Below are 13,654 nucleotides of genomic sequence, written 5' to 3'. Positions count from 1 at the left end.
TCGTTGCGCCGCCGCCGGGTGCCCCGATGGGTGCGCGCCGCCGAGACGAGCCGCACCGCCTCGGCCGGCGGCGGCGCGAGCGGCGCGTCGGCCGGGGGAGGCGCGGGCGGCGGCGGTCGGAGATCCGGTGCCGAGTCCTGCCGGCCGCCCTCGTGCCAGCCCCTCGCCTCCCAGCGTCCGTCGAGGAAGGCCGCGAACTGCTCGGGCGCCGGCGCGCCCCGATGCATCAAGAGCGAGGGCGCGACGGTCTCGGAGCCTGTGGTCCACCACAGGGTGAAGCTGCGGCGCGAGCCCGCCATCGCAGCCTCGAGGACGTCGGCATAGGCCCGGACCGCCTCCATCTCGTCGCCGAGGGCGAAGCGGCGCGGCACCTCCGCGCCGTCGGAGGCGGGCCGGTGCGGCGGCTCCGGCAGGCCGAGGGCGGCGAGCCCCGCCTCGAAGGCGTCGAAGTCGAAATCGTCGGACAGGCACGCGCGGGCCCGGGCCTCGGCGGCGTCGAACCACGGCCCGGCGCGGCGAAACAGCCGCCAGGGATCGGCGAGGCCCGGCATCTCGGCGGCGAGCACCAGCGGGAAGTAGCGCCCGACCCGGTCGACCGAGGGCATCAGCACCCCGGCGACCGCATGCGGGCCCATCGTGTCGCGCCCGAGCACGAAGCGCCAGACCGGGGCGACGAGGTAGGCCGGCAGCCAAGCCTCGCCGAGCTGCCGGCGGCTCGCCACGATCGCCCGCGACAGCCATTGGTCGAGGGCGCCGTGCAGGGCCCCGCCGAGGCGGCGGCTGACGAAGTCGCCCCGGCTCGGGACCTTGCCGAACAGTCCGGGCGCGGCCGAGTCCGGCGCGGCGGCCGGAGGCCGTCCGGTCACCGGAACCTCGGGCAGCGGAAGGACCGCAGTGCCGGGAGCGCGAAGGGGTTCGGCCGGGTCGGGCTGCGCAGCTCGAAGCTCGCCTCGTGACCGCCCGCGTCGTAGGTGAGCCTCAGCCGGTCGGGCCCGGCGGGCTCGGGCCGGCCGGCCTCGACCAGGCGGAACAGCGCCCAGGGCCCGGTGAACGCGGCGGCCTCGGGCGGGCCGGGCTGCACCACGACGCGGGCGGCCGGGCTCGCCGGGCCCTGGCCCGGCCAGGTCAGCTTCAGCGGGCGGGCGCTGCCGCGGGTGTAGGTGACCTCCTGGCCGTCGGCGACGAGCGAGGCGGTGGTGGCGTCGGCGTCGAGCCGCAGGGGCGTGACCTCGAAGCCGACCGCCGGCCGCTCGGCCCCGGTCTGGAAGAAGGCCCGGCGGATCTCGTCCGCCGCCTCGACGCTGCGCAGAACCGCCTCGTCGCCGGCCCCCTCGCCGCGCCAGCGCCAGGGCCGGGTTTCGGTCTCGACCAGGTCGGCGAGGTCGGTGCGCAGGAAGCGGGCAAACAGGCCGTCCGGCCCGAACAGGGCCGAGAACTCGGCCAGCCCGACCTCGGCGGCGGCGCCCCGGTCGAACGGGTAGCGCCGCTCGGTCGCAGCCCGGCAGGCCCGGTCGCCGCCGGCCCGCGCCCAGCGCCCGGCGAGGTCCTGCACCTTCGCCCGGTCGCCGGCCCGCGCCACCAGTCCGTCGTCGAGGGCGATCGGGATCAGCGGGCGCGAGAGCAGGACGGCGACGTGCCCGTCGAGGCTCGCCCGCAGGGGAGCCTGGCGCTCCTCCGGGTACAGGCGGGCGAACAGGCCCGACAGGCGCCGCGCCGCGAAGGCCCGGTCGAGGCTCTCCTCGCCGCCGAGCATCCGGTAGAGGCGCAGCGCCTCGGCGAGGTCGGGCGCGGCCGGCGGCGCGGCCTCGCCCGGCTTGCGCGCCGCCCGCCCGGGCACCGGCTCGGCCCCGGCCTTGAGCGCCGGCGCGACGGCCTCCGTCCCGGGGGAGCCCGGCGAGGACCTGTCAACGGAAGGCTTGACGGCGGGAGGCTTGCCCGTCTCCGTCGTGCCGTCGCCGTCCCGCAACTGGGTGGCGAGGGCGACGAGCAGGCGCGGCTGGAGGTAGCCGGTCAGCGCCCGCTCGTAGAGGTTGGCCTGCCCCGCCCGGACCTTCGCGCCCTGGTCGAACGTGTCGAGGAGGCGCGGCGTGCGGTCCTGCGCGTAGGGCGTGGCGGCGTCGCGGGCCTCGGACAGGACCGCGTCGGTGCGCACGAGGTCGGCATCGGCGACCTCCTCCACCGGCAACGTCGCGGCGGCCGCGGTGTAGCGGGCGAGCCGCGCGTCGGTCTGCGCGAGCAGGCCGTCCTGGCGCAGGTAGGCCGCGAGCCAGGTCAGCGCCAGGCCGAGCGCCAGGGCGGCGGCGAGGCCGGCGGCGGCCCGGCGCAGGAGGCGGCGGCGGCGCTCGGCGGCGGGGTTGGTCGAAACGAGGTTCGCCTCGTTGAAGATCACGTCCCGGAAGAGCCGGGCGAGGAAGAAGCTGCGGTGGCCGCCCGCGCTCGCGGGGGCGAAGCGCGGCAGGTCGAGGGCGAAGTGGCGGCTCGCGGTGCGACCGACGAGGTCGACGACCTGCCCGTCCTGCTCGGCCGAGGCGAGGTAGAGCCCGCGCAGGCGCGGCGGCGGATCGAAGCGGGAGGAGGCGGTGATCTCGCCCAGCGCCTCGTGCAGCGGCTCGGCGACGAGCGCCAGCTGGCTCGGGAACGCGAAGATCTGGGCGCGCCGCTCGGGATCGGTCTCGTCCTGCAGCCGCCCGAGCAGGAGCCCGTTGAGCCGCGCGATCAGGTCGTCGAAGGCGCGCCCGAGCCGGTCGGCGAGGTCCCGCCCCTCGGTCCCGGCCCTCGGCAGGGCCAGGGTGGTGCCCCAGACCTGCTCTCGCTCGCTCTTCGGCATCGCCTCGAAGAAGGCCTCGAAGCCGGCGAGCCGGTCGACCTTGGTCAGCACGACGTAGACCGGCACCCGCAGGCCGAAGGCCTCGTCGAGCTCGCGCAGGCGCTTGCGGATGGTGCGGGCATGGTGCAGCCGCTCGGGGGCGGAGGCCTGGACCAGCGTGTCGAGCCCGAGCATCACGATGGCGCCGTTCAGCGGCTGGCGCCGGCGGTGCTTGCGCAGGAGCTTGAGGAAGCCGCGCCAGCCCGCGGCATCCGCCTCGCCGTCGCCGTCCTGGGCGGTGTAGCGGCCGGCGGTGTCGATCAGGATGGCGTCGTCGGTGAACCACCAGTCGCAGGAGCGGGTGCCCCCCACCCCCTCGACCGATTCGCCGACGCTGTCGGCGAGGGGGAAGCGCAGGCCGGAATTGCGCAGGGCCGTGGTCTTGCCCGAGCCCGGCGGGCCGATCAGCGCGTACCAGGGCAGGGCGTAGACCGACCGGCGGCCCATCGTGCGGCGCAGGAGCCGCAGGGCCTCGCGCAGGCGCGCCTGCAGTTCGGCGACGTCGCCCGGCCCGGACCGGGCCGAGTCGCTCCCGGAGACCGCGTCGATCAGCGCCTCGTCGCGGCGCAGCCCACGGACGAGGTGGTAGGCGCAGTAGACGACATAGGCCGCCGCGATGGCCGCCACGGCGTAGATCCGGGTCTGGAGCGCCGCGAAGGGCCGCCAGGTCCCGAACGACACCGCCTCGCCGTAGAAGAACACCACGCAGGCGGCGACGAGCGCCCAGATCAACGCGACGAGCCACCAGGCCTTGACCCGGCTCGCATACGCGGTCGCGTACGAGCGGATCTCGTAGATCCAGTTGAGGATGTTCACGGCCGGACCTCCTCGCTCTCCTGCCCGGTTTCCCGTGCGCTCTCGGGCTCGGCTCCGTCGGGCGCCGCCGCCTGCGGGCCGTTGCGCCGGATCACCAGTTCGGTGCGCCGGTTCTGCGCCCGTCCCTCGGGGCTGTTGTTGAAGGCGATGTTCGCGGGGCTGTCGTTCGGGCGCACCGGCTGGGCCTCGCCGCGCCCCTCGGCGCGGATCGCGTCGGTGCCGATCGAGCGGGCGAGGATCGCCGCCACCGCCTGGGCGCGGGCGACCGACAGCTCGTAGTTCGACGGGAAGCGCACGGTGCGGATCGGCTGGTTGTCGGTGTGGCCGATGACCTGCACCGAGACGTCCTCGCCCCGGACGGCCTGGCCGATCCGCTCGAACAGGGCGGTGTAGGCCGGCGCGACCTCGGCGCTGCCGCTCTGGAACAGGCCGGCATTGCGGATGCGCAGGGTGGCCCCGCTGCCGTTCGGCACGACGTCGAGGGCGCCCTCGTCGATCTCGCGCTGGAGGGTGCGGCGCAGGCCGTCGACGAGGCGGCTCTGCGCCTTGGCGGCGACCGGGGCCTTGGCCGGGCCCGGCGGCCCGCCGCGCAGGCTCGGCGGCGTGTTCGGGGGCGCCGCGATGAAGGCCGCGAAGGTCGCGTCCGAGCGCCGGTTCACCGCCGATTGCAGCAGCAGGAACAGGCCCGCCAGGGCGAGCACCGCCAGGCCCGCTCCCGCCCAGAGCAGGTGGCGGGCGCCGGAGGCCGCCAGCCGCGCGTCGACGCCGCGCCAGGCGGGCGAGAGCTCGCGCTCGGCATCCCCCCGCAGGGTCCGGAACAGGCCCTCGCGGATGCGGCCGATCTCCAGGTGCCCCTGCGGATGCACCCGCATCCGCCCCTCGAAGCCGAGGGAGAGGCAGTGGTACATCAGCAGCAGGACGTCGCGGTTCGAGCCCGGATCCTTGTGCAGGTGGGCGAGGAGGTCGAAGAAGCGCTCGCCGCCGGTGACGTCGGTGTGGAAGGTCGAGACCATGCCCTGGCGCGCCCACAGGCTGTAGGCGCCCCAGGACGAGTTCAGGATCACGTCGTCGATCGTCGCGCAGAGCGCGTAATGCGCGGCCTGGGCCCGCTCCCGGGTCACCGCGACGCCGAGGATCGCCGCCTCGAACGCCTTGACGGCGGCGATGACCCGCAGGCGCAGGGCCTCGAGATCGGGCGTGCCCGACAGGGTGCGCAGCCGCGCGATCAGGCTGAGCAGCGGCAGGGCCGCCTCGACCATCGGCGGCATTCCGGCCCGGGCGAAGTCGCCCGCCTCGGGCTCGGTCGCGGCGGACGGGGCCGCCCGCGGGTCGGCGTCCCGGGAATCGGAGGGCCGGGGACCGGCCGTTCTGGAATCGGCAGTTCCGGCATCGACGTGGAGCACCGTCGGCGCGCGTACGCCGCCCGGAGTGGGCTTCACCACCGTCGATTCCGAATCGTAGCCGCGCGGATCCGCCTCCATCACCGCTCCCCGACCGGAATTCTCGTCATCGCGGCTGCTCGCCCTTGCGTCATCCCGGTTTGGACAATGCACGAGACGCCCGTTCGTCGCATCGCGACCGACGAAATATTCGGATACCGAGATATCCCGTCGCTCCTTTCCGAAGGAACACACGGACGGCAGAAGACTATCACGGCCGTCGCTTACTCGTTCGACTCTGCGCTGTACGTCGGCATGGTCGCGACGACGTGCGGCCGTGCGATCCGGGCGCTAACGGACCTGGATCTTCGATCACGCGGCGATCACCGGCCCACGGCCCATGTCGGCCTCCTACCCCTTGATCGCCCACAGTTCGAGGTCGAGATCGGGGAAGTTGCCGGCGATGTGGATCGCCACCGCGCTCGACTGCTCGAGGTCGCGCCAGAGCGGGTTGGTGGTGTCGAGCTCGAAGTAGACCGTGCCGCCGCGATAGGGCAGCTGGCGCGGCGCGACCGCGAGCGGGCGAACGGCGATGCCCGGCAGGGCCACGTTGACGAGTTGGGCGATCTGCTCGACCGGGCCGATCTTGATCTGGTTCGGCAGCGAGCGCCGCAGGGTCTCGGGCGGCAGCGAGGCGCGCACCGCCAGCACGAATCCGGCCCCGCGCAGGAGGGTGCGGTCGTTGATGGCGCCGACGCGCACGCCGTGGCGGCGCTCCTGCAGGTCGATCGGCACGGCGACCTGCTCGAGCAGCGCCGAGAGGCCGGCGCGCAGCTCCGCGAACACCGCCGCGAAGGTCGCCGCAAGGTCGTCGTGCCGGTAGTCCGGCAGGTGCGGCGCCCGCCGCGAGGCGGCCGTGAAGGTCGCGATCTCGCCAGCGAGCGCGAGGCAGAGGCCGTAGAACGCCTCCGGATGCAGCCGCCCGGCTTGGGCGCCGGCGTGGCGCAGCAGCGGCTCGGCCCGGTTGAGGACCTGCAGCAGCAGGAAGTCGGCGATCTCGCCGGCCCCGCGGGTCGTCGGGTCGGCGATGCGGGCCGCCAGCGCCTCGGCCCGGTGCGAGACCAGGCCCTGCAGCTCGGAGACGAGGGCGGCGAGCGGGCCCTCGGCGGCGCAGGTGAGGCAGGGCGCGACGAAGCGATCGTCGAGCACCACCGCGAGATCCGAGCGGACCTCGACCACGCGGGCGACGGCCAGCCGCTCGGTGCCGGCGAGCGGCCCGTTCGAGGGCGCGTAGGACAGGCGCAGCCGCCCGACCTCGAGGCCGGCGCTGGCAAAGCCGTCGCCGTTGGCGTCGGGCACGTCGCAGGCGGTGCGCCGCAGCCGCGTCGCCACGTCCTCGCGCCGGTCCGCGCCGACCTCGGGGCTGCCGGGCTGGCGCATCGGCACCGCGAGGTGGATTGTCACGTCGCGGGTGCCGGGCAGGAGCTCGAGGGGCGGCGGCAGGTCGGCGTCGCCCGGGGCCTCGAACGGGGTCCCGTCCGGGAAGATGCCGCGGGCATGCGACAGCGCGAAGCGCCCGACGCCGAGGAGCTCGCGGTTGATGCCGATCTCCGAGAAGCCCCACGGATAGGGCGAGAGGTCGCGGGTCAGGCCGCGCACGAAGCGCTCGGTCCAGCGGTCGGCCTGCTGGAAATGCTGCACGCGGAGGAACATCCCCTCCGACCAGACCACGCGGTTCTCGCTCAGCATCGGCTCTCAGGGCTCCCCGGATGTCAGGTCTTGCGGGCGTAGCTGCCGCGCAGCGGCGCCAGGACGGCGTCAGCCGCGGCGGCGCCCTCCCCCCCTGCGAGGGTGGCGTGCAGGGCCGCGTAGCGCTCCCAGGCGGCCGCCTTGAGCAGCGGGCCGACGGCGAGCCGCGTCCCCTCGCGGGCGGCGTCCTCGATCGCGTCCGGCAGGATCTGGGCGCCGACCGCGTCGGCGGTCTCGGCGACCGCGAGGCCGAGCGCGCGGGCGTCGCGCGCGACCCCGGCGAGGCGCGCGACCAGGCGGTCGCCCGCATCCTCGGCGCCCGCCGTCAGGAGTTCCGCCACCAGTCCCGCCAAGTCTTGGGTCGCCAAGTCTTGGGCCGCAGGGTCCCCGGCCGCCGCCCCGCCGGAGCGCGGGCGGTCCGGCGGGGTCAGGCCGAGGTCCCGCTCGGTCTTGCGCTGGACCGCCTCGACCGTCGCCAGCACGTCGAGGAGGCGGCGCAGGAGCTGGCCGGCCCGCACCAGGGCGGCGCGGTCGCCGGGAGCCGGCCCCGCCGCGAGGCCGCCGAGCCCGGTCCCCTCGATCAGGGCGGCGAAGGCCTCGCTCCAGTCGGGGGCGGCGGGGACCGGCGCGCCGACGGCGGGACCCGTCCCCGACGCGTCGCCGAGATGCCAGTCCGTCGGCAACAGGGTGCGGGCCGGCGCGAGCTGCAGCGCCTCATTGATCGGCGGGAGGTGCTCGCTGCGGCTCGCGAAGTCGCTGAAGGCCTCCTCGGCCCCGAGCAGGTCGGTGAGCGCCGTGGCGGGCGGGGCCTGCCAGCCGTAGGGCTGCACCACCTGGGCGTCGGCGGCGCCGGCCGGCACGGCCGCGAGCCAGTCGCTCGCCGGGCCGCCGAGGCCGCGCGCGGCGCGCGGCTCGCTCGCCTCGCTGCTGCCGGCGAGGATCGCCGAGATGCCGCCCTCGTGCAGCGGCAATCCAGACGCGCTCCCGTCCTGCGCCGCGTCGGATCCCGTCGGACCGGCTTCCCCGGAACCCGGTTCGCGCCCGACTCCGATGCGGTAGTCGCCGATCCGGAAGCTGTCGCCGGCATCGAGCGCCCGACGGTTGCCCCGGCCCACCGGCCGCACGTCCTCGGCGAAGTAGACGCCGTTGCTCGACAGGTCGACGAGGTAGAATCCGTCCGCCCCGGCCTCGATCCGGCAATGCAGCTTGGAGACGTGCCGCTCGGGGTCCGGCAACACCCAGTCGCTGTCCGGGCCGCGGCCGATCGAGACCGGGCCGGCTCCGGGCTCGAGGCGGCGCGCATCGATCTCCGGCACGCCTTCCGGCGCCTGCAGGACTCGCAGGGTCAGCGTCATCGCCCGCCTCGGCCGTCTCGCGTCGTCCGCACCCCGCGCCGCCGCCTCAGTTCAGCCGGGAGCGGCCGAGCGGCGCGACGCCGGTCGCACCCATCCGGACCGCGTCGCGCGGCAGGGCCGGCGGCTCCAGGAAGACGACGCCGATCGGCAGGCCCGGCACGCCCGCGATCGTGGCCGGCTTGTTGAAGTTCTGCGCGCCGATGGCGGTCGCGGTCTGGCCGAGGGGCAGGAGGGCAGCGAGCGCCGCCTGGGTGCGCTGGCCGCCCCCGGGGGTGGAGAGCGCGAAGCCGGTCGCGGGGTCGATCGCCACGTTGCGGCTCGTCTGCAGCAGGAGCTGCCCGGCCTGGCCGGCGCCCTGGACGAGGGCGGCCGCGAACAGCCCGGCGTAGCGCTCGAAGGCGTGGTCGTCGACGTCGCGCGAGATCCCGGTGCGGGCGTCCCGCGGCGAGATCGCGTAGGCCTTCAGCGGATACTGGCGACCGTCGAGGAGGACGAGCTGCGTGAACTGGATCGCGGCCTGGTTCGTGCTGTAGACGATCTGCCCGATGAGCCGGACGCCGTGCAGCGGCCCGGCGCGCTGGGCACCGTCGACGTCGTAGATCGTCGCGAAGATCGGCGCCTGGGGATCGTCCGAGTTGAAGCCCTGGTCGAGGGAGGCGTAGACGGTGTCGCCGGCCCGCGCCACGGCGTAGAGCCGCTCGCGCGGCTGCGCCGGCGCGCCGCCATAGGCGCCCGCCATGCCGCCGAATCCGCCTCCCTGGCCCGGCTGGCCGAAATTCCCCTGCCCGGCGCCACCCTGGCCATAGCCGCCCTGGCCGAGACCGGGCTGCCCGGGCGCTCCGCCGTAGCCGCCCTGGCCGTAGCCTCCGGGACCGGCGGCCGCCTGGCCGACATTGCCTTGACCGAAATTGCCTTGGTTGAAGCCGGTCTGGCCGAACCCGCTCGGACCGCCCGGGACTCCGCCGCCGGAGCCGCCCTGCTGCGGGTAGGCCGCCTGCTGCAGCGGGGAGCCGGAGCGCACGCCGCCCCCGCCGGATCCGGGATTCGCCGGAGCCGCCGGCTCGGGCCGGGCGTAGCGCTGCACCGTGAAACCGCCGCTCGGCGGGGTCATCAGGGCCTCGATCTGCGCGTTGATGCGGGCCTCGATCGCCGGATCCGACAGGACCGGCCTGGCGGGCCCTGATAGACCACGCTCGGCACCGCCGGGGCCTGGCCCGGCAGCGGCGGCTGGACGAACGGCATCGTTGCCTGCGGCGTCGGCTGGACCGGCGCCGGCGTCCCGGCCTCCTTGGCCGCCGCGCCCCCTTGCCCGGCCACCTGCCCGTCCGCCTGGACCCGGACGAGCGGCGTGCCCACTAGCGTGGCGGCGAGGATCAGTGCGGTGATCGGCATGTCCGTCCTCTCCCGGCGGTACCCCGGACATCCCCGGTCGTCGCGCCCTCGGCCGGCCCGATAGCCGGTCGGGGCGGGCTCCACGGGCGAGCGAGCGCCCGCAGGGTCGTGGCGCGCTCAATCATCGATCGCGACGGCGCGCTCGCGCCCGTCCGCGTCGGTGACGAGGAGGCGCGGCACCGGCCGGTCGAAGCGCCAGACCCGAAAGCCGTCGGGCGTCTGGGCCATCGCGTCCTGCACCGGATTCACCACCACCACCGGCCCGCGCACGTAGAGCCGCCCGCCGAGCATCCAGGCCGAGACTGCCGGATCGTCGACCCGCAGCCGGACCGCGCCGCGCGGCGGCGTGCCGAGGCCGAACTCGTCCATCAACCGGTCCGGCAGGTCGCCCGTCGCCCGCGCGACGCGGCCCCGCCCGACCCGGGCGGCGATCGTGCGTACGGCCCCGTCGGGGGCCGCCGCCAATGCGGTGTGGCGGCCCGGCGGCACCGGGATCGCGTCCGGCGGACGCAGCGCCGCAGCGGCGGCGGGATTCATCGGCGCGGCCGGCTCGGCGGCGCGGGCGGTGAGCGGCGCGGCGCGGCCGCGCACCTCGATCGTCACCGGCAGGTCCACCGCCTCGCCCCCGCGTCCGCCGCTTTGCACGATCAGGACGATCGGAAGCGGATAGTTCTCGAGGGTGATCGAGATGTTGCCGTAGGTGGAGACCCGGCAGGGCATGATGTGGATCGTGGTCGGCCGCTCGGCGGGCGCCGAGGCCTGCCCACCGCAGCCGCCGCCATCCACCGCGAAGCTGCGCGGATCGTAGGCGGAGGCGGCGATCGGCCAGGGCCGGCCGCCGGCGTCGAGGATCGTGATCGGCGTCACCATCCCGAAGGCGAGGTGGACGGTCTGGGGCGTGGCCATGTCGACCTGCGGCTGCACGCTCATCAGCCGCGGCCGGATCTTCGGCGGCCCCTCGTCCCCGTATCCGGGGGCCGTGGCCGCCCGCTGCGCGTCGATCACCCGGTTGCGGATCGCCCCGACATTGCCGGGAGTGAGGATCGCGCTGCCCGACCGATCGGTCATCACGCTCTGGAGCGACGAGATTTCCGCCGGGGTCAGCTCACGCGGCGGCGGCGGCGACGCGGCACGCGGGGCCTCGGACGGAGCCGGAGCCGGAGCCGATACGGCCGCCTGGGGCGGTGCCGCAGGAGAGGGCCCGGGAACCGGCGCCGCCGCGGGAGCCGGTGCCGGAGAAATCGGGGCCGGATTCGTCACGCCGCCGCCGGTCGCCTGGGCCACGCGCCACGGTTGCGCAGGCGCGTCCCCCGCCCCGCAGGTTACCGCCGCGGCGAGAGCGGCGAGTCCCACCACACGGATCCGTCCCCCCATCCTGCCGGCCCCGCCTGTCCCCGAGAACGCACCTTACAGACCGGCAATATGACGCAAGGGAGTGCGAAAAATCAATGGTCGAGTTCGTATGAAAATCGACGACCTCCAGCACATTCCACCCGTACCACGCCGGTCTCCGATGGAACTGTTGTTTTTTCAGCGTCATTCCCTGGACCATGTGCCCCCGATGCCACAGTGCCTGGCGCGATCGATCCGTATTCCCGTAGGCGATTGACGATCCCATGGTGAGAGATCATGACCGGAGCAGTGGCGTGCGGACGATCGGACATGAAGTTGTTATGGCTTCTTATCGTTCTCTCTTGTGCTGCGTGCCTTCAGGCCTGCTCCCTCACGGGAAGCCGTCCGGGATCTCCGGAGAGCACGCGCATTTTCCTCAAGGAGGAGATGGGACGGCGCGGGCTGTGAGGGCGGCGATTCTGGCGGCGGCGCTCACAACCTTCGCGAGTGAGCCTGCCTTCGCGCAGCTGAGCCCGATCGTGGCTGCGACCCAGGTGCCCGGGGTACCGATTGCCCCCTACGGCGTGCCTTACGGCGTCCCCCCTTACGTCTACGGGGGCTATCCGCCCTACCAGACTCAGAATCCGAGCCTCAACTCCCTCACCCAGGGTCAGTCCAACCCCAACATCGCGCCCCGCGCCGGCGCGACGCCGATGCAGGGTCTTCTCGGCGGCATAGGCGGGGGCGGACAGGGGGGCGGCGGTCAAGCGGGAGGACAGGGCGGCTCGCCGGGAGGCGGGAATGCCGGGCTTTCGACGCCCGACCCCGCCACCAGCTACGAACTGCTGCAGGATCCGGGCTCACCGGTCTTCGGGCGCTACGGGGCGCTGCAATCGAAGAACGGCGACCTGCGCCAGCAGGTCCTGGCCCAGGCCGCCCGCGGCGTCGGCATCCGCCAGGGCTTCGCCGAGGAGACGGCGCGGCTCAACGCCGAGCTCGACGGCGCCTACGGGGCGGAGCTCGACCGGCGCTACGATTTCGGCCCGCTGATGATCGAGCGCACCCTGGTGCCGCCGGTGATCACCGAGCTCCACCGGCTCGCCGAGCGCGTCGGCGACCGCACGCTCTACCTGACGCTCGGCGCCTTCGAGATCGCCCGCCCGGCGCGTCTCGCGCTGCGGCCGCCGGACTGGCGCGACTACCTCTACAATACCGGCGTGCCGCCCGCCCCGCCGGGGCCGGCGGCGGCGGTGCGGCCGGAGGATTCGACCGAGGAGGGCGTCTGGGGCGTCGCGCTCGAGGCGGGCCTCGCGGTCGGCATCGCCGAGGCCCGGGCGAGCTTCGCGGCGAACTTCAACCGCCTCGACCGCGACTTCACCGGGATGGGCCGCTACCACGACCTCGCCCGCAGCGGCGCAGTGAGCCTGCCGACGCTGAGCCGGACCAGCCATCCGGTCCGGGTCGCGGCGGGCGGCGAGCGGGCCTTCGTCGGCGAGCGCGTCATCCACCTGACGGTCAGCCCGAAATTTCGGGCGGCCCCGCCGGCCGCCTTCCGGTGACGGGCCTCACCCGCCGCGGACTGGTCGCAGGCGTGGGCCTCGGCGCCGGGCTCGGCACGGGTCTCTCCTCGGCGCTGGCGGGCGCCGCCGACTCGCTGCGGGACGCACCCGCCGGCCGCGACCGGCTCTGGCTGATGCGGCCGGACGGGTCGGAGCTGCGCAGCCGCTTCCGCACCGGGGCCGGCCACGACCGGACCCAGATCCTGCTCCTGTCCTGGTTCATGCGCGATATCCGCGACGCGGGCCGGGCCGTCTGGATGCAGCCGAGCCTGTTCGATCTCCTGGCGGGGGTGCAGGCCAGCATGTCGGCCGTGCACGGCAGCCCGCTACCCGTGATGGTGACGAGCGGCTATCGCACGCCGGAGCACAACGCCGCGCTGGAGAATGCGGCGCGCAACTCGATGCATCTCTACGGCTACGCGGCCGACATCCAGGTGCGCGGCTACCCGCCCCGCGCGGTGGCGCTCGCCGCCTCGTTCTTCTCCGGAGGCGGGATCGGGCTGTACGACAGCTTCACCCATCTCGACGTCTGGCAGCGCCGGACCTGGAGCGGACGCCCGGCGGCAGGCTGACGACCGGGCATCCCGCCTCCCCTGCCGAACCTGGTGCCGACCGGGCGTTCCCGGCATGACGAACCGCGCCGGCAGTGAACCCGGTCCCACCGGGCAAGCGCGACCGACATCCGATCGGTGGCCGTCGACACTGTTCCAAAAGCGGCGATGACGAGGATCCGAGGGATCGAACAGGCCGCAATGATACCTGCATCGATGGTTCCGAATACGACGAAGCCCGCCGGGCGTGAGCCGGGCGGGCTTCGTGGTTCGGATCGTGATGAGGGAATGTATGACGTGCTTGGCAGGTCTGGCGGTGACCGACTCTCCCGTGTCTTGAGACACAGTACCATAGGCGCTGGGGCGGTTAACGGCCGAGTTCGAGATGGGATCGGGTTCTGATCACCCCGCTCTGACCACCAGACCGGCCAAGCACGTCGTTCGGCAAGCATGTCTTTTGCGGCAGCCGGTGAGGGCCGTCCGCATGTCTTCATCGTGTGTGTGGTGTTGGTTTGATCCGGACACGGATCATGAGAGCGATCAAGCCGATCGAGCGATTAGTACTGGTCAGCTCAGCGCGTTACCGCGCTTGCACATCCAGCCTATCCACGTGGTCGTCTTCCACGGCCCTCGAGGGAGTTCTCGTTTCAAGGGG

The 13,654-nt window shown here is 74.3% G+C and carries 10 protein-coding genes and 2 rRNA genes; 2 read left to right on the top strand and 10 right to left on the bottom strand.

The annotated features are described in order from the left end of the window. The 8 genes from tagF to HPY23_RS21545 all read right to left on the bottom strand — a co-directional run. Window positions 1–866: type VI secretion system-associated protein TagF (gene tagF / locus HPY23_RS21580; RefSeq protein ID WP_200649673.1), on the bottom strand; the 866-nt coding region annotated here is incomplete at its 3' end. Further along, a complete protein-coding gene (gene tssM, locus HPY23_RS21575; protein ID WP_091890330.1) occupies window positions 863–3,682 on the bottom strand; it encodes a type VI secretion system membrane subunit TssM in 2,820 nt (939 codons plus the stop codon). The genes tagF and tssM, both read right to left, overlap by 4 nt. After that, window positions 3,679–5,163: a type IVB secretion system protein IcmH/DotU gene (gene icmH, locus HPY23_RS21570; protein ID WP_091890334.1), complete on the bottom strand. Its 1,485-nt coding sequence runs from the start codon at window positions 5,161–5,163 to the stop codon at window positions 3,679–3,681. Before icmH ends, tssM begins: the two co-directional genes overlap by 4 nt. A 309-nt stretch (window positions 5,164–5,472) precedes the next feature. Beyond that, a complete protein-coding gene (tssK, locus tag HPY23_RS21565; protein WP_091890337.1) occupies window positions 5,473–6,810 on the bottom strand; it encodes a type VI secretion system baseplate subunit TssK in 1,338 nt (445 codons plus the stop codon). A gap of 23 nt (window positions 6,811–6,833) precedes the next feature. Next, window positions 6,834–8,165, bottom strand: coding sequence for an FHA domain-containing protein (locus HPY23_RS21560; RefSeq protein ID WP_091890340.1), 1,332 nt, complete (start codon window positions 8,163–8,165; stop codon window positions 6,834–6,836). Window positions 8,166–8,211: 46 nt separating this feature from the next. Further along, window positions 8,212–9,276 (bottom strand): DotG/IcmE/VirB10 family type IV secretion system protein, encoded by a 1,065-nt coding sequence (locus HPY23_RS21555; RefSeq protein WP_139235050.1) that lies wholly within the window; start codon window positions 9,274–9,276, stop codon window positions 8,212–8,214. Beyond that, the gene (locus tag HPY23_RS21550) at window positions 9,276–9,557 is read right to left on the bottom strand and encodes a hypothetical protein (protein ID WP_139235051.1); all 282 of its coding nucleotides are present in this window, start codon (window positions 9,555–9,557) and stop codon (window positions 9,276–9,278) included. Before HPY23_RS21550 ends, HPY23_RS21555 begins: the two co-directional genes overlap by 1 nt. Before the next feature lie 117 nt (window positions 9,558–9,674). Further along, window positions 9,675–10,625, bottom strand: coding sequence for a DotH/IcmK family type IV secretion protein (locus tag HPY23_RS21545; protein ID WP_091890346.1), 951 nt, complete (start codon window positions 10,623–10,625; stop codon window positions 9,675–9,677). A gap of 803 nt (window positions 10,626–11,428) precedes the next feature. Here HPY23_RS21545 and HPY23_RS21540 point away from each other — a divergent pair. After that, window positions 11,429–12,448 carry a type IV secretory system conjugative DNA transfer family protein gene (locus tag HPY23_RS21540; RefSeq protein WP_175540069.1) on the top strand — a complete coding sequence of 340 codons (1,020 nt, stop codon included), beginning with the start codon at window positions 11,429–11,431 and terminating at the stop codon, window positions 12,446–12,448. Then, window positions 12,445–13,020, top strand: a complete 576-nt coding sequence (locus tag HPY23_RS21535) for a YcbK family protein (protein WP_091890352.1) — start codon at window positions 12,445–12,447, stop codon at window positions 13,018–13,020. The genes HPY23_RS21540 and HPY23_RS21535 overlap by 4 nt, the downstream gene beginning before the upstream one ends. A gap of 287 nt (window positions 13,021–13,307) precedes the next feature. Here HPY23_RS21535 and rrf read toward each other — a convergent pair. Both rrf and HPY23_RS21525 read right to left on the bottom strand, forming a co-directional pair. Next, window positions 13,308–13,423, bottom strand: a 5S ribosomal RNA gene (gene rrf / locus HPY23_RS21530). A gap of 112 nt (window positions 13,424–13,535) precedes the next feature. Beyond that, window positions 13,536–13,654, bottom strand: a 23S ribosomal RNA gene (locus tag HPY23_RS21525); the annotation flags it as partial.

It is taken from the genome of Methylobacterium ajmalii, from assembly GCF_016613415.1.
GTDB classification, from domain to species: domain Bacteria; phylum Pseudomonadota; class Alphaproteobacteria; order Rhizobiales; family Beijerinckiaceae; genus Methylobacterium; species Methylobacterium ajmalii.
Note: the sequence above shows the minus strand (reverse complement) of the source record. Positions and strands in the feature narration are given on the sequence as shown.